Origin of the sequence: Pseudomonas sp. PDM16 (genome assembly GCF_014851865.1) — a bacterium.
GTDB lineage: Bacteria > Pseudomonadota > Gammaproteobacteria > Pseudomonadales > Pseudomonadaceae > Aquipseudomonas.
In genome coordinates this window covers 792,857-808,216 of sequence record NZ_JACVAM010000002.1, presented here as the reverse complement: position 1 = coordinate 808,216, position 15,360 = coordinate 792,857, and the positions used below count along the sequence as shown (strand labels likewise).

General features: G+C 64.4%; 13 protein-coding genes and 1 tRNA gene. 10 read left to right on the top strand and 4 right to left on the bottom strand.

Features of this window, described 5'->3' with window-relative positions:
- The first annotated feature begins 45 nt into the window (after positions 1–45).
- The 5 genes from mobA (at position 46) to IB234_RS10255 (ending at position 3,395) form a co-directional block, all read left to right on the top strand.
- On the top strand, positions 46–654 hold the full coding sequence (mobA, locus tag IB234_RS10275) for a molybdenum cofactor guanylyltransferase MobA (RefSeq protein WP_192317136.1): 609 nt from the start codon (positions 46–48) through the stop codon (positions 652–654).
- 169 nt (positions 655–823) lie between these two features.
- Positions 824–900 (top strand) — tRNA-Pro (locus IB234_RS10270).
- A 218-nt stretch (positions 901–1,118) separates the two neighbouring features.
- Positions 1,119–1,703, top strand: a complete 585-nt coding sequence (locus IB234_RS10265) for a hypothetical protein (RefSeq protein ID WP_192317134.1) — start codon at positions 1,119–1,121, stop codon at positions 1,701–1,703.
- 12 nt (positions 1,704–1,715) lie between these two features.
- Positions 1,716–2,456 (top strand): hypothetical protein, encoded by a 741-nt coding sequence (locus tag IB234_RS10260; protein ID WP_192317132.1) that lies wholly within the window; start codon positions 1,716–1,718, stop codon positions 2,454–2,456.
- A gap of 225 nt (positions 2,457–2,681) precedes the next feature.
- Positions 2,682–3,395, top strand: a complete 714-nt coding sequence (locus tag IB234_RS10255; protein WP_225580467.1) for a 4'-phosphopantetheinyl transferase family protein — start codon at positions 2,682–2,684, stop codon at positions 3,393–3,395.
- On the opposite strand, the gene IB234_RS10250 is transcribed toward IB234_RS10255, so the two are convergent.
- Both IB234_RS10250 and metE read right to left on the bottom strand, forming a co-directional pair.
- Positions 3,392–3,676 (bottom strand): hypothetical protein, encoded by a 285-nt coding sequence (locus IB234_RS10250; RefSeq protein WP_192317127.1) that lies wholly within the window; start codon positions 3,674–3,676, stop codon positions 3,392–3,394. The two genes, IB234_RS10255 and IB234_RS10250, sit on opposite strands and share 4 nt — an antisense overlap.
- 210 nt (positions 3,677–3,886) lie before the next feature.
- The gene (metE, locus tag IB234_RS10245; RefSeq protein WP_192317125.1) at positions 3,887–6,178 is read right to left on the bottom strand and encodes a 5-methyltetrahydropteroyltriglutamate--homocysteine S-methyltransferase; all 2,292 of its coding nucleotides are present in this window, start codon (positions 6,176–6,178) and stop codon (positions 3,887–3,889) included.
- 111 nt (positions 6,179–6,289) lie between these two features.
- Between metE and metR the strand changes: the two genes are divergently transcribed.
- The 4 genes from metR (at position 6,290) to IB234_RS10225 (ending at position 10,975) form a co-directional block, all read left to right on the top strand.
- Entirely contained in the window at positions 6,290–7,210 is a 921-nt protein-coding gene (gene metR / locus IB234_RS10240) for a transcriptional regulator MetR (protein ID WP_192317123.1), read from the top strand.
- Between the two features lie 66 nt (positions 7,211–7,276).
- A complete protein-coding gene (locus IB234_RS10235; protein ID WP_192317121.1) occupies positions 7,277–8,893 on the top strand; it encodes an FMN-binding glutamate synthase family protein in 1,617 nt (538 codons plus the stop codon).
- Positions 8,894–8,947: 54 nt separating this feature from the next.
- Positions 8,948–9,685, top strand: coding sequence for a glutathione S-transferase family protein (locus IB234_RS10230; protein ID WP_192317119.1), 738 nt, complete (start codon positions 8,948–8,950; stop codon positions 9,683–9,685).
- A 129-nt stretch (positions 9,686–9,814) separates the two neighbouring features.
- Complete coding sequence (locus IB234_RS10225; RefSeq protein WP_192317117.1) at positions 9,815–10,975, top strand: OpgC family protein; 1,161 nt, start codon at positions 9,815–9,817, stop codon at positions 10,973–10,975.
- A gap of 61 nt (positions 10,976–11,036) precedes the next feature.
- Here the strand turns inward: IB234_RS10225 and IB234_RS10220 are convergent, their stop codons facing one another.
- Entirely contained in the window at positions 11,037–11,690 is a 654-nt protein-coding gene (locus tag IB234_RS10220; RefSeq protein ID WP_192317115.1) for a class I SAM-dependent methyltransferase, read from the bottom strand.
- Positions 11,691–11,771: 81 nt separating this feature from the next.
- On the opposite strand from IB234_RS10220, the gene IB234_RS10215 reads away from it, so the two are divergent.
- Positions 11,772–14,882 carry a transglycosylase domain-containing protein gene (locus tag IB234_RS10215; protein ID WP_192317113.1) on the top strand — a complete coding sequence of 1,037 codons (3,111 nt, stop codon included), beginning with the start codon at positions 11,772–11,774 and terminating at the stop codon, positions 14,880–14,882.
- Positions 14,883–14,942: 60 nt separating this feature from the next.
- On the opposite strand, the gene grxD is transcribed toward IB234_RS10215, so the two are convergent.
- Positions 14,943–15,272, bottom strand: a complete 330-nt coding sequence (gene grxD / locus IB234_RS10210; RefSeq protein ID WP_192317110.1) for a Grx4 family monothiol glutaredoxin — start codon at positions 15,270–15,272, stop codon at positions 14,943–14,945.
- Between the last annotated feature and the right edge of the window lie 88 nt (positions 15,273–15,360).

The window sequence follows — 15,360 nt, the reverse complement described above, 5'->3', positions numbered from 1 at the left end:
AAGTCAGGCCGGTGTTATATCACGCGCCCAAGCTGGAATTCCCTGATGACCGTCAATGCACCTCTCCCCTGCTCCATCCTGCTGTTGGCCGGCGGCCAAGGCCACCGCATGGGTGGTCGGGACAAGGGATTGCTGCACTGGCAGGGGAAACCACTGGTCGCTCATCTGCACGCGGTAGTGCGACCGCTCACCGATGACCTGATCATTTCCTGCAACCGCAACACCGAGCAATATCGGCCCTATGCGGATCGACTGGTGGCTGACGGGGAGGAAGGCTACCCGGGCCCCTTCGCCGGAATTCTTGCCGGCCTCGCCACCGCGCGCTATTCACATCTGCTGGTTCTACCCTGCGATGCTCCCAAGGTGGACGCCCCCTTGATCCAGGCAATGCGAGCAAGAGCCGAGCAAGACCCGGACAAGGCTGTGCTGATCCGCCGTGGCGAGCAGTGGGAGCCGCTCTTCTGCGTGCTGCCCATAGCATTCCTGCCTTCGTTGCAGAATGCGTGGCGTGCCGGGGAGCGCAGCCCCCGACGAGCGCTGATGCCGCTGGGAATACACGAGCTCGCTTGCGCTGAGCACGACCCCCGGCTGGCAAATCTGAATACCCCGGACCTCCTCACCAGTGCCACGCCAGCCGCCGACATCCAGACTTGAGGCGGCCATCACAGCCTGCCCCACCTGCACAGTGACCATCACGAGAATCAACGAGACCGCAGGCCAGAACGACACCACCGGTACAACTCCAAGACCAATACCATCGGCAAAAAAATTCAGCTAAGACCTTGTGCAACAAAACTTTTTCGGTAGAATGCGCGCCATCCTTCGGAGCGTAGCGCAGCTTGGTAGCGCGTCTCGTTCGGGACGAGAAGGTCGCTGGTTCGAATCCAGTCGCTCCGACCATTTCCCGGTTTCCTCAGCTGTAACCAGCGACTCAGGAAACACTTCAGAAAAGCCCGCCTAGTGCGGGCTTTTTTGTTTCTCCGCCCAACCACTGGGTATTAGAGCAGAGTCGACACCATCAGCCCCAGAGCCCGATTGCCTTGCTCTCTCGTGGAGAGCGGCAATGTGACAAGCGAAACAACAAGGTATGATGGCCAGATAACATCAATGAGGTTGTTATGGCTGTTACCAGGTTCGCTGTTGCAACGCTTGCATTGGTCCTGGTGACCGGATGCGGCTTGAAGGCCAGGACCTTCAACGAAGGTGGCCGAGGCTATGCGATAGGCTTGGGCAAACACTCAGGCCCGGTCTGCCTGCTTCCGGGGAAAACACCGGAGTCCGTGAAAAAGACCTATATCGGCGTGCTCAAGGGGCGCAAGGGATCACCAGGGAGCTTCGAGCCAGTGCGCCAAACCATGGTCGAGGAGGCTCGGGCCATAGGCGCCGATCTGCTGGAAGACACCACGATGCGGCAGGACCTGGCGTTTCGAGGAATCTTCTTCATTCGCCCGATCGGAGAAGGGATCGCCTATCAGCTCGAGAATCCAGAAGATTTTGACTGCGTGGCCAACGGTGGCCTGCTGTATCAAGGCATTGGTACTCCGCCCAAACGCCTGGCACCAGCGGCGACGGTCCAACCAGCCTCCACCGCCCCTCCGCCATCACAAGCACTCTCGTATGACCAGTGCATGGCTCGAGTCCTTAGAGTCCAAGATGAGCGCCTGCGGCTTGAATCCATGTCGCTATGTGATGGCGTGAAGTAGAAGGAACCGCTCATGATCCTTAGAAACATTGCAGTAATCGCTTGCATGACTCTGCTCACGGGATGCGCCTTTGGTGTCCGCGTGGACTATCGGGCAGCAGCTCCGAATATTCCACTCAAGCCTTCGACCGAGAAGAAGGTCATCGAAGTAGCCACATCCGACCAGCGCCCCTACATCCTCAGCGGGAAGAAAGGACCGCACTTCGTGGGCGTATCTAGGGCGCTCTACTACAACCCCTACAACATCACCACCGCGAGCGGGCTTGGCCTGGGCACCGATCTGCAGACTGCCATCATATCGGCGCTATCCCGCAACTACGCAGTCGAGGCCAAAGCAAGCCATAACCGAGATCGCGCTTCAGCCCCAGGTGCTCACCTGCTGGTACTGTCCATTCGCGAGTGGAAATCCGATGCCTACATGAGCGTGAGGTTCGACTACGACGTGACGGTGGAGGTCAAGGACGAGCGAGGCCAAGTCCTGGCCAGCAAGAGCGCGAAAGGTAGTGGAGCGATCACGAACTTTCTCACTGCTGGCGCCGACGTCCTCAATCAGGTGCTGACGGATCATGAAATCACCATGGCGCTGGATAGCACACTGATCCCACAGGCCGCACAGGTACCAGCGCTGCTCATACCTGCCACCTCCTCCCAGTCAGCAACAGACCAGTACGACAACTGCATCAGGCGCGTACTCAGAATCTCCGATCCGCAACTTCGCATCACCGCGATGACTGCATGCGATAGCGCCAAGTAGGGCGAGCGGCAAAAAAAACGGGAGCCACTCAGGGCTCCCGCACTCGATTCTGTAGAGTCAAAAAACCACGGAAGGGGACACCTAGCCGCGGCTACAACCTCACCAGCGCTCCCGAAGGAACGCAGGCCTTAATTTGGCATGAAACAAGCGTTTGATTTGTAGCTCTTCGTTGTTATCGTGCAAAGAAATGTAAACGGTTGGCCCGCCTCGGCCACCCACGGCAGAATGCCGTCCATGAGTACGCACTTTCCCGACTTCTTCCAGCTTCAGCCTACCCCCGCATCGCTACAACCGGCAGCTACCTGCCTGGTGCGCGCCCGCTTCGATCACACGCGGCTAGCCGCGGATGATTTCCGATACTGCTCAGTTGAACCGATACGTGGCGTAGCCAAGCGACAGGGTGAGTACCTCGCAGGTCGCCTCTGCGCGCGCGAAGCCCTGCACAGGCTGTGCGGACAGCCTATGGTTCCGGGAAGAGATGAAGACGGCGTGCCCATCTGGCCGGAGGCTGTCGTGGGCTCCATCACTCACGGGGCCGGTGAAGCCCTCGCCATCGTCGGCAGCCGTTGCCAGTGGAGCGGCCTGGGACTGGATGTGGAAAAGCGCCTGGGCGCCGAGCGCGCCGCCAAGCTGGCCGGCGAGATTCTCACTCCGCGAGAGCTGGAACGCGCGACCGGGCTGGCGCCCGCCCCCTTTGCGCGCCTGGTCACCCTGACCTTCTCGCTCAAGGAAAGCCTGTTCAAGGCGCTCTACCCACTGCTACTCACCCGCTTTTACTTCCACGATGCCGAGCTGCTCACGTGGAGCGAAGACGGACAAGCCGAGCTGCGTCTGCTGATCAACCTGAGTCCAGAGTGGGGCACAGGAGCCAGGCTGAGTGGTCAGTACACTGAATTCGACGACTACCTGCTCAGCCTGGTAGCGATCCCATCAGGCTAAACGAATGCCTGCTCACCGAAACCTCGTGGCAGGCGTTGCCGTCCCGGCAGGCCGCTGAGGCGCTGTACCCAGGCAGTTCGCCAATCGTTGCTGGCTCGTGCGTTCTTCTCCCGGCGCGCCGCACGACGAGCCGCATTGCGCGTCGTGCGGCGCGCTTCGGTGAAAGCTTCCGTCTTGCGACAGTTGCGGCACTTCACCTTGTTCAGCTCGGTGGTGGAAGGCAGCTTTTCTCCATGGGAGCCACAGGCGAGGTGGCCGGAGACTTTGTAGTGCATGACCATCGGGGCATCTCCTGCATTCGGGCGACCCGGCCCTGATCGACCGACTCGGTATCCCTGCAAGAATTCCGACCCCTGGAGCGCCGCTGCGGTTCAGGCTGAATGACCAGCGCGCCAGGGCTGCAGCCTGCGCGGTGCCCAGAAACGCCAAGGCGGGACGCGACACCTGCGTGCCCCGCCCCGCCTGTTGATCGGCCTTTCTAAAGAGCTGGATCAGGCCAGTTCGCTACGCAGCTGGCGCGCCGCCGCCACCATGTTGACCAGCGCCGCTTCGGTCTCCGGCCAGCCGCGGGTCTTCAGGCCGCAGTCCGGGTTGACCCACAGACGCTCGGCCGGCACGCGCTGGGCGGCCTTCCTCATCAGGCGAACCATTTCGGTGCTGTCCGGCACGCGCGGCGAGTGGATGTCGTACACGCCTGGGCCGATCTCGTTGGGGTACTCGAAGCGCTCGAAGGCGTCCAGCAGCTCCATGTCCGAACGCGAGGTCTCGATGGTGATCACGTCGGCATCCATGGCGGCGATGGACTCAATCACGTCGTTGAACTCGCTGTAGCACATGTGGGTGTGGATCTGGGTTTCGTCACGCACGCCAGAGGCGGTCAGGCGGAACGACTCGGTGGCCCAGTCCAGGTAGCCCTGCCATTGCGCCTTGCGCAGCGGCAGGCCTTCGCGGAAGGCGGCCTCGTCGATCTGGATGACCTTGATGCCGGCCGCTTCCAGGTCGACCACTTCGTCGCGGATGGCCAGGGCCAGCTGACGCGCCTGCTGCTCGCGGGAGATGTCGTCACGCGGGAAGGACCACATCAGCATGGTCACCGGGCCGGTCAGCATGCCTTTCATCACCTTGTCGGTGCAGCGCTGGGCGTACTCGATCCAGGCAACCGTCATCGGCTGCGGACGGCTCAGATCGCCGTAGATCACCGCCGGTTTCACGCAGCGCGAACCGTAGCTCTGCACCCAGCCGAAGCGGGTGAAGGCATAGCCGTCGAGCTGCTCGGCGAAGTACTCGACCATATCGTTACGCTCGGCCTCGCCGTGCACCAGCACGTCCAGGCCCAGTTGCTCCTGGATGCTCACGGCATGGCGAATTTCGCTGTGCATGGCTTCGGTGTACTCGGCCTCGGACAGCTTGCCGGCCTTGAACGACTGGCGGGCCAGGCGAATGGCCGAGGTCTGCGGGAAGGAACCGATGGTGGTGGTGGGGAATGCCGGCAGATTCAGGCGGGCACGCTGCACCTCGATACGGGCGGCAAACGGCGACTGACGCTGGCTATCGGCGGCGCTGATCGCGGCCAGGCGAGCCTGCACGGCCGGCTTGTGGATACGCGGTGACTGCGCACGGCTGGCCTGTACGGCGCGGCTTTCGGTCAGCGCGGTCTGGACCTTGGCGCTCTGCGGGTCGTTCAGCGCGGCGGTGAGTAGGGCCACTTCGGCGCACTTCTGCACGGCGAAGGCCAGCCAGCTCGCAAGTTCCGCGTCCAGCTTGTCTTCGCGGGCCAGGTCGACCGGGCTGTGCAGCAGCGAGCAGCTCGGGGCGACCCACAGACGCTCACCGATACGCTCCTGGGCCTGTTGCAGTACCTCCAGGGCCTTTTCCAGATCGGCGCGCCAGACGTTACGGCCGTTGACCACGCCCAGCGACAGCACCTTGTAGGCCGGCAAGCGGTCGAGGATGGTGGGGAACTGTTCCGGAGCGCGCACCAGGTCGATGTGCAGACCGTCCACCGGCAAGCCGGCGGCCAGGCCGAGGTTGTCTTCCAGGCCGGCGAAGTAGGTGGCGATCAGTTTCTTACCCGGCTCTTTCTGCAGCAGGTTGTAGGCGCGCTCGAAGGCGTTCTTCCAGTCCTGCGGCAGGTCGAGGGCGAGGATCGGCTCGTCGATCTGCACCCACTCGATGCCCTGGGCAGCCAGGCGCTGGAGGATTTCACCATAGAGCGGCAACAGGCGTTCGAGCAGGTCCAGGCGGTTGAAGTCGCTGCCCTTCTCCTTGCCCAGCCACAGGTAGGTCAGCGGGCCGATCAGTACCGGCTTGAGGTTATGGCCCAGGGCCTTGCCCTCTTCCACTTCTTCGAACAGCTGTTCCCAGCTCAGGCTGAACTGCTGGTCAGCGCTGAACTCGGGGACCAGGTAGTGGTAGTTGGTGTCGAACCACTTGGTCATCTCCTGGGCGTGGGCACCGCCGCAGCAGCTGTGCTGAGTGACGCCGCGCGCCATGCCGAACAAGGTCTCCAGGGTGGGCTTACCGCCGTGGGTGTGGAAACGCTCGGGGATCACGCCGAAGGTCAGCGAGTGGGTCAGCACCTGGTCGTACCAGGCGAAGTCGCCAACCGGCAGCAGCTCGATGCCGGCGTCCTTCTGGATCTGCCAATGAGCGGCACGCAACTCGCGGCCAACGGCGCGCAAGCCGGCTTCGTCCAGCTCGCCTTTCCAGAATGCCTCCTGGGCCTTTTTCAGTTCGCGGTCGCGGCCAATGCGTGGGAAGCCGAGGTTGTGTGCCAATGCCATCTGTCTATCTCCAGTGTTCGTGAATGGCGCACATTCTCGACAGCCGGCACTGCATGAGACAAACTCAACATATTCGTGATGATCACAAGTTTTACTCATTGAGATTCGCTCATGTTGGAATTGCGCCACCTCAAGACCCTGCACGCCCTACGTGAGACCGACAGCCTGGTGGAGGCCGCCGAGCGCCTGCACCTGACCCAGTCGGCGCTGTCGCACCAGTTCAAGGAGCTGGAAGAACGCTTGGGGATGCAGCTGTTCGTGCGCAAGACCAAGCCGGTGCGCTTCACCAGCGCCGGCCTGCGCCTGCTGCAACTGGCCGACAGCCTGCTGCCGCAACTGCGCGCAGCGGAGCGCGATATGGCGCGCCTGGCCGGTGGCACCGCAGGGCGCCTGCACATGGCCATCGAATGCCACAGCTGCTTCCAGTGGCTGATGCCGACCATCGACCAGTTCCGTGATGCCTGGCCGGAAGTCGAGCTGGACCTGGCCTCGGGCTTCTCCTTCGCCCCGCTGCCGGCACTGGCCCGTGGCGACCTGGACCTGGTGGTGACCTCCGACCCGGTGGACCTGCCCGGTATCACCTACGTGCCGCTGTTCACCTACGAGGCGCTGCTGGCGGTGGCCAACCAGCACGCGCTGGCCAGCCGGCCCTATATCGTCCCCGAGGACCTGGAGAAGGAAACCCTGATCACCTACCCGGTGGAGCGTGATCGTCTGGACATCTTCACCCGCTTCCTCGAACCGGCCGACGTGGAACCGGCCCAGGTGCGCACCTCCGAGCTGACGGTGATGATGATGCAGCTGGTGGCCAGCGGCCGTGGCGTGTGCAGCCTGCCCAACTGGGCGCTGCACGAGTACAGCTCGCGCGGCTATGTCACCGCCAAGCGCCTGGGCGAGCGCGGCCTGTTCGCCACCCTGCAGGCCGGCATCCGCAGCGACATGCTCGATGCACCCTTCATGCGCGACTTCCTGCTCACCGCCAAGGACACCTCCTTCGCCACCCTGGCCGGGGTCAGCGCCGCGCGCGGTTGAAGCGAGGCGGCAAGACGGCGCCGCTGACGCTACCCTTGCCTGGCGCACCAGCCATAAGGAAGTCCCATGAGTCTGTCGCTGCTGAATCGCTATGCCTTCTTCGCGTTCTGCGTGCTGTTCACCCTGCTCAGCCTGCCCTTTGTCGGCGCCCATGAATGGTTGTGGGCGCTGACCCTGCTCGGCGCACTGCTCAGCCTGGTCGGCATCAACGACTTGCTGCAGACGCGCCAGGCGGTGCGGCGCAACTACCCGATCCTCGGCAACATCCGCTACCTGGTGGAGAGCATCCGCCCGGAGATCCGCCAGTACCTGCTGGAGGCCGACGGCGACAAGCTGCCGTTCTCCCGTGCACAACGCTCGCTGGTGTATGCGCGAGCGAAGAACGAAGGGGCCGACAAGCCGTTCGGCACCCTCAGCGACGTGTACCAGAGCGGCTTCGAATTTATCGGCCACTCCATGCTGCCGGCCGATCACTGCGACCCCGCCACCTTCCGCGTCACCGTCGGCGGGCCGCAATGCCGCCAGCCCTACTCGGCCTCGGTGTTCAATATCTCGGCGATGAGCTTCGGCTCGCTTAGCGCCAACGCCATCCGCGCCCTGAACCAGGGTGCCCAGCTCGGCGGCTTCTACCACGACACCGGCGAGGGCAGCATCAGCCCCTACCATCGCGAGCATGGCGGCGACCTGGTGTGGGAGCTGGGCAGCGGCTATTTCGGCTGCCGTGGCGAGGACGGTCGCTTCGACCCCGCGCGCTTCGCCGAGCAGGCCGCCAGCCCGCAGGTGAAGATGATCGAGATCAAACTCTCGCAAGGCGCCAAGCCCGGCCACGGCGGCATCCTGCCCAAGCACAAGGTGACCGAGGAAATCTCCCTGACCCGTGGCGTACCCATGGGCCAGGACTGCATCTCGCCGGCGCGCCACAGCGCCTTCTCCACGCCGATCGAGCTGCTGCAGTTCATCGCGCAGCTGCGCGAGTTGTCCGGCGGCAAGCCGGTGGGCTTCAAGCTGTGCCTTGGGCATCCCTGGGAGTTCATGAGCATCGCCAAGGCCATGCTGGAGACCGGCATCCTGCCCGACTTCATCGTCATCGATGGCAAGGAAGGCGGTACCGGCGCGGCACCGCTGGAGTTCACCGACCATATCGGCGTGCCGCTGCGCGAGGGCCTGCTGCTGGTGCACAACACCCTGGTCGGAATCAACCTGCGCGACAAGATCCGCCTCGGCGCCAGCGGCAAGATCGTCAGCGCCTTCGACATCGCCAGCGTCATGGCTCTGGGCGCCGACTGGGCCAACTCGGCGCGCGGCTTCATGTTCGCCATCGGCTGCATCCAGTCGCAGAGCTGCCACACCAACAAGTGCCCGACCGGCGTGGCCACCCAGGACCGCCTGCGCCAGCGCGCCCTGGTGGTGCCGGACAAGGCCCAGCGGGTGCACAACTTCCACCGCAACACCATGAAGGGCTTGGCCGAGATGATCGCCGCGGCCGGCCTCGGCCATCCCTCGCAGATCGAGGCCAAGCACCTGGTGCGGCGCATGTCGGCCAGCGAGATCAAGCTCTACTCGCAGCTGCACGTATTCCTCAAGCCCGGCGAGCTGCTCGACGGCAGGATCGACGGCGAGTTCTACCGACGCATGTGGGCCATGGCCAGGGCCGAGAGCTTCGCGCCGAGCGCGACTTCTTAGTCAGCTAACGATTCATTACACTCCGGCCTTTCCTCCCGCGAAAGGCCGCAGCCCATGCGCACCCTGTACCAGTTCCCGATCTCCCACTACTGCGAGAAGACCCGCTGGCACCTGGACCACAAGGGCCTCGATTACCGGGTGGACAACCTCTTCCCCGGCTTCCATCGTCTGCAGAGCAAGCGCCTGGCCGATATCGTCACCCTGCCGATCCTGCGTGACGGCGAGCAGGTGGTGGGCGACTCTACCGCCATCGCCCTGCACCTGGAGCAGCGCTACCCCGAGCGGCCGCTGCTGCCGCAGGACGCCGAGCAGCGCGCGCAGATCCTGGAGCTGGAAGAACGCTTCGACCGCCTCGGCGTGCACGTGCGCCGCTGGCTGTACGGCCAGATCGAAGACTGGAGCACGGTGATGCACGCCATGCTCAAGGTCTACCGCCCCTGGTTCGGCTTGCGCGACCTGATGAAGCCGCTGCTGATTGATGGGGTGAAGAAGCTCTACGGTATCCGCCCGGACCGGGTGGCCAAGTCCCGCGAGGAGCTACTGGCCGGGCTCGACCTGATCGAACAGCTCACCGGCGGCGACCCGGCGCGCTATCTGGTCGGCGACCAGCTGAGCCTGGCGGACGTAGCAGCTGCCGCGCTGTACGGCCCACTGTTCACCCCCGCCGGCACGCCCTGGGAACACATTGCAGGCCACGGCCCGGAGACCCAGGCCTTCCTCGACCAGCTGTTCGCTCGCCCGGCCGGCCAATGGGTGCTGCGCCGCTACACAGAGGACCGTGCGCACTGCTGATACGGCCTCCCGCCCCCAGCCGGAATGACCGCTGGTCATGCCGGCGCATCAACCGGCAACCTGCGAGAGTCAGAGCGTTATCGAGCCTGCGGACGGAACGGGTCCGTCCGTGCCAAGCGAGTACGCACCATGACGCAGAGCGGCCGTGATTTGCGCATCGACCTCTTCCGTGGGTTGGCGCTGGTATTCATCTTCTGGGACCACATTCCCGGCAACCCACTGGGCCAGGTCACTCCACGCAATTACGGTCTGAGCGACGCCGCGGAGATCTTCGTGTTTCTCGCCGGCTACGCCGCCGTGCTGGCCTACGGCAAGCTGCTGCAGCGCGACGGCTACCTGGTCGCCTGCCTGCGCATCCTGCGCCGGGTGTGGGTGCTCTATGTGGCACACATCTTCCTGCTGGCGGTGCTGATGGGCATCGTGTTCTTCACCAACAACCACGTCGAACAGAAGGATTTTGTCGGCGCCATGGGCCTGGACTATTTCCTCAGCCACCCACAGCAGGCGGTCACCGATGAGCTGCTGCTGCGCTTCAAACCCAACCTGATGGACCCGCTGCCGCTGTACATCGTGCTGCTGGGCGCCCTGCCGGTGTGCCTGCCACTGCTGCTGCGCTGGCCAGTGGCGCTGCTCGGTGGCTCGTGCCTACTCTACCTGCTGGCACCGCTGCCCGACATGAACCTGGCCGGCCCACAGGGCGGCGAGTGGTTCTTCAATCCGCTGGCCTGGCAGTTCCTGTTCTTCCTCGGCGGCGGCGCGGCCCTGTACTCCCAGCGTCGCCCGGCGGATGCCCCGCGCCCCAGCGCCACCAACCCGCTGTTCATCGTCTGCGCCGTGTACCTGGTACTGGGCGCCGCCCTGGCTCTGTCGTGGAAACTGCCACTGCCGGACGACTGGATGCCGCAGGCGATGGCCGACCTGATCTACCCCATCGACAAGACTGACCTGTCGCCTCTGCGCCTGCTGCACTTCCTTGCCCTTGCCTACTGCGTCGCGGTGGTACTGCCGACCGGTGAATGGCTGACGCGCTGGCCGGCGCGGGAAATGTGCCGTATGGGCCAGTACTCGCTGGAGGTGTTCTGTCTCGGCGTGGTGCTGGCGCCGTTGGCCGATGCCGCCAACAACCTGCTCGACGAACACTGGCTGGTGCGTATCGCCACCGCCATGGTCGGCCTGGGTCTGATGATGGTGCTGGCGATCTGGCTGGACTTCATCAAGAACGTCGGCCAGCGCCGCACCCGGCCGGCGCCACAGGAATTACCGCCGCAGTTGCTCTATGGCGCCCGTTAGCAACGGCGCACCCTACGGTATGACACCTTCCCGTAGGGTGGGCCGTGCGCACCGATGAAGGTCAGACCGCCTGCAACAGCAGGGACGCGGGCTTGCCGGTCCGGGGATGCAACGGCTCCACTTGTTTCTCCAGCGTCCAACCGGCATCGGCCAGCAGCGCCAGCCAGGACTCCAGGGTACGAAAGTACCAAGGCATCGCTTCGGGGAAGCCTTCGCCGAAACCTTCGAAGCGCTCGAGCCTCCAGCCATCCTCATAAACCTCACCGGTGCTATATGGATGCACGGTCTGGATCAGCAACCGACCTCCAGGCCGCAGGAGGTCACGCCAGCTTTGCAGCGGCAGCTGCAAGTGCTCATCCAGCAGAGCAAAGTTGCACAGCAGCAGATCGAATTTCCCCAGCCCTGAGCCAGCCAGATCGGCATACCCGCACACGTGATACTGCCCTGCCCCCATGGCCTGCGCCGAGGCGATCAGCGTCGCACAGGCATCGACCCCGACCATTTCTACACCCGACGCCTCCAGGGCGCGACACAGCCAACCCTCACCGCAGCCGATGTCCAGCGCACGCTTAGGATGCAATGCCTGCGCAGCGGCAACGATGGCCGTATCGGTAACCAGCCTCCGGCTCTCGATCCGCCCTTCGCGCACCGTGCGCGTCCAGCCCTCCGCGTTGGATTGCCAGCTGCGCGCCAGGCGTTCCTGGTGTTCATCCATCGCCATCTTCCGTCCCTCATCCGCCTCAGCGACTAAGCTTGTTCTCAAGGCATCCCGTATCGAGAAGCAGGTTGGTCGATCATGGGCGCACTATGGCAAACGGAGGCATCCCAGGCTGCGCTCCATGTGAGCGAACCGGACCTGGCCGTTGCCTCGAACGCACAGCGGTCCCATCTGAAGCCGATGGTCTGGCTTCTGTTGGCTGCCCTCTTGGTGGTGCTCGGCCTGCTGGCCTGGCACGAGCTGCGCACCGCCTTCTTCCAGGCCCGCGAGTTCAGCCACTATGCCACGCGCCTGGACTACCGGGTGGAGCCCGGCGCCAGCGAGCATATCGCCTTCCCCCGTGACGGCCCCTTCGACAAACGCCTGGGCTACGCCCATCTGCCGCTGCTGCTGGAGCGCCTGCAACAGCGACATTTCCTGATCACCACACAAGCTCGCCAATCCCCAGCTCTGCTGGCCTACGGCGAACACGGTTTCTTCCCCCCCTTCAGTGAAAAAGTCCAGGCCGGCCTGGCCATCAGCGATTGCCGTGGCGAGCCGCTGTACCTGTTCCACTACCCGCACCAACTCTACCCAGGCTTCGACGACATCCCGCCGCTGGTGGTGAATAGTCTGCTGTTCATCGAGAACCGCCATCTGCTCGACCAGGACCAGCCGCACGCCAACCCGGCGGTGGATTGGCCGCGCTTCGCCAAGGCGGCGCTGTCACAGGTGGGCAAGAACTTCGCGATGCAGGAGCAATCGGCCGGCGGCAGCACCCTGGCCACCCAGCTAGAGAAATACCGACACTCGCCGGATGGCCTGACCCTGTCGGCCATGGAGAAGCTGCGCCAGATGATCTCAGCCAGCGTGCGCGCTTACAGCCAGGGACCGGATACCTACGCCGCGCGCCAGGAGATAGTGCGCGACTACCTGAACAGCGTGCCGCTCTCCGCAGCGCCGGGCCACGGCGAGGTGCACGGCCTGGCCGATGGTTTGCGGGTATGGTTCGGTGCCGACTTCACGCGGGTCAACGCCCTGCTCGACCGCCAGCGCACACCGGCAGCGAGCAACGCCGAGCGTGGGTTGGCGCTGCGCCAGGTGCTGGCGCTGATGATCGCCCAGCGCCGCCCCTCCTATTACCTGGCCCAGGGTCGCAAGGAACTGGAGGCGCTGGTCGACAGCCACATCCGCTTGCTGGCCACAGGCCGCGTGATCGACAGCGCGCTACGCGAGGCCGCACTGGCGCAGAAGCTGAGCTTCCGCGATCTGGAGCAGTATCCGGCGATCCAGCCGGTGCAGGGCAACAAGGGCATCAGCGTGGCGCGCTCGCGGCTGTCCACGCTGCTCAACATGCCGCTGTACGACCTCGACCGCCTCGACCTGGCCGCCACCAGCACGCTCAACGACGATCTGCAGCAGAAGGTCAGTCGCTACCTGCGCCAGCTGGCCGACCCCGAGTTCGCCGGCCAGGTCGGCCTGTATGGCGAACGCCTGCTGTCGCCGGAGAAGACCGCCGAGGTGCGCTACAGCTTCACCCTGTTCGAGCGCAGCCCGGACGGCGCGCGGGTACGGGTGCAAACCGACAGCACCGACCAGCCGTTCGACATCAACGAGGGCAGCAAGCTGGAACTGGGCTCCACCGCCAAACTGCGCGTGCTGACTACCTACTTGGAGGTGATCGCCGAGCTGCATGGCCGCTACGCCGGGCAGAGTCCCGAGACGCTACGCAAGGTCGAGGTGGCGCCGCAGGATCACCTGAGCCGCTGGGTGCTCGACCAACTGATCGCCCAGCCCGACCTCGGCCTGCGCGACACGCTCGAAGCCGCGCTGGAGCGCAAGTACTCAGCCAGCCCCTACGAGACCTTCTTCACCGGCGGCGGCGCGCACACCTTCAGCAACTTCAAGCGCGAAGACAACGCGCGCATCCCCACCCTGCGCGTGGCCCTGCAGGAGTCGATCAACCTGCCCTTCATCCGCCTGCTGCGCGATCTGGTGCGCTACAGCACCTACCACGGCGCCAGTAACAGCGCCGCCCTGCTACAGGACGACAAGCACCCGCTACGCGAGGGCTACCTCAAGCGCTTCGCCGACCGCGAGGGCACCACCTTCCTCCTGCGCTTCTGGCGCAAGTACCAGAAGCAAAGCGCCCAGGAGCGCCTCGACACCTTCCTCGAAGGTCTGCGCCCCACCGCCGTACGCCTGGCCGCCGTGCACCGCTATCTGATGCCGGAAGTGGACGAAGCGACCTTCGCCGCCTTCATCCGCGCCCACGCCAACGTCAAGGCCGAGAAGCTGACCGACAAGAAGATCCACGGCCTGTACCTGGACTATGGCCCCGGCGCCTGGAGCCTGCCTGACCAGGGCTACATCGCCCGTGTACATCCGCTGGAGCTGTGGTTGCTGGGCTATCTGATCGAAAAACCGCAGGCGACCTTCAAGGATGCCGTGGCCGCCAGCGCCGAGGAGCGACAGGAGGTCTACGGCTGGCTGTTCAAGACCCGCCACAAGAGCGCCCGCGACAGCCGCATCCGTACCCTGCTGGAGGTCGAAGCGTTCCTCGACATCCACCAGCGCTGGCAGCGCCTGGGCTACCCGTTCGAACACCTGGTGCCGTCGCTGGCCACCGCCATCGGCAGCTCGGGCGACCGCCCGGCGGCGCTGGCCGAGCTGATGGGCATCATCCAGAACGACGGTATCCGCCAGCCCAGCGTGCGCATCGACCGACTGCATTTCGCTGCAGATACCCCCTATGAAACGCTGCTGCAACAGGACAGCCAGCGGGGCGAGCGAGTGATGCCCTCGGAAGTAGCCGCCACCCTGCGCGGTGCCCTGTCACAGGTGGTCGAGGCCGGTACCGCGCGACGCCTGCACGGTAGCTTCCAGTTGGCCGACGGCACGCCGTTGGTGCTTGGCGGCAAGACCGGCACCGGCGACAACCGTATCGAGAGCGTTACACGAGGCGGCCACGTGTTGAGTTCACGAGCCATGAACCGCACAGCGACCTTCGTCTTCTACCTGGGCCCACGCCACTTCGGCACCCTCACCGCCTTCGTCCCGGGCCAGGCGGCGGAAGGCTTCCGCTTCACCTCGGCGCTGCCGGTGCAGGTGCTCAAGGGCATGGCACCGATCCTCACGCCCTACCTGGAAGCGGCCGGGCAGACTGGCTGCGGCCTGCCGCCAGCACCACCACGGGTGCGCCTGCTGTAAACACTGCGGGCACAAAAAAGCCGATGCAGAGGCATCGGCTTCTTCTGGACGTGCTTCAGCTTACTCGGCCTTGGCCTTGTCAGCGGCATCCTTGATCAGGGTCTGCAGCTCACCCTTCTCGAACATCTCGGTCATGATGTCGCTGCCACCAACCAGCTCACCGCCGACCCACAGCTGCGGGAAGGTCGGCCAGTTGGCGTACTTCGGCAGGTTGGCACGGATTTCCGGATTCTGCAGGATGTCCACGTAGGCGAACTTCTCGCCACAGGCCATCACCACCTGCGCGGCGCGCGACGAGAAACCGCACTGCGGCGCATTCGGCGAGCCTTTCATGTACAGCAGGATGGTGTTGTTGGCGATCTGCTCTTTGATGGTATCGATAATATCCACGACTCACCTCATCTGAACTACCCCGGACCTGTGCCGGGCGCGGTGCGGCGATTGTACACGAAAGACCTACTAGCGGGCTCGGGGATGG

Coding starts and splice junctions, on each gene's coding strand:
- IB234_RS10255 (WP_225580467.1), top strand. CDS start 2,682: ATGCCGTCCATGAGTACGCACTTTCCCGACTTCTTCCAGCTTCAGCCT.
- IB234_RS10265 (WP_192317134.1), top strand. CDS start 1,119: ATGGCTGTTACCAGGTTCGCTGTTGCAACGCTTGCATTGGTCCTGGTG.
- IB234_RS10220 (WP_192317115.1), bottom strand. CDS start 11,690: ATGGATGAACACCAGGAACGCCTGGCGCGCAGCTGGCAATCCAACGCG.
- mobA (WP_192317136.1), top strand. CDS start 46: ATGACCGTCAATGCACCTCTCCCCTGCTCCATCCTGCTGTTGGCCGGC.
- IB234_RS10230 (WP_192317119.1), top strand. CDS start 8,948: ATGCGCACCCTGTACCAGTTCCCGATCTCCCACTACTGCGAGAAGACC.
- IB234_RS10235 (WP_192317121.1), top strand. CDS start 7,277: ATGAGTCTGTCGCTGCTGAATCGCTATGCCTTCTTCGCGTTCTGCGTG.
- metR (WP_192317123.1), top strand. CDS start 6,290: ATGTTGGAATTGCGCCACCTCAAGACCCTGCACGCCCTACGTGAGACC.
- metE (WP_192317125.1), bottom strand. CDS start 6,178: ATGGCATTGGCACACAACCTCGGCTTCCCACGCATTGGCCGCGACCGC.
- IB234_RS10260 (WP_192317132.1), top strand. CDS start 1,716: ATGATCCTTAGAAACATTGCAGTAATCGCTTGCATGACTCTGCTCACG.
- IB234_RS10215 (WP_192317113.1), top strand. CDS start 11,772: ATGGGCGCACTATGGCAAACGGAGGCATCCCAGGCTGCGCTCCATGTG.
- IB234_RS10225 (WP_192317117.1), top strand. CDS start 9,815: ATGACGCAGAGCGGCCGTGATTTGCGCATCGACCTCTTCCGTGGGTTG.
- IB234_RS10250 (WP_192317127.1), bottom strand. CDS start 3,676: ATGGTCATGCACTACAAAGTCTCCGGCCACCTCGCCTGTGGCTCCCAT.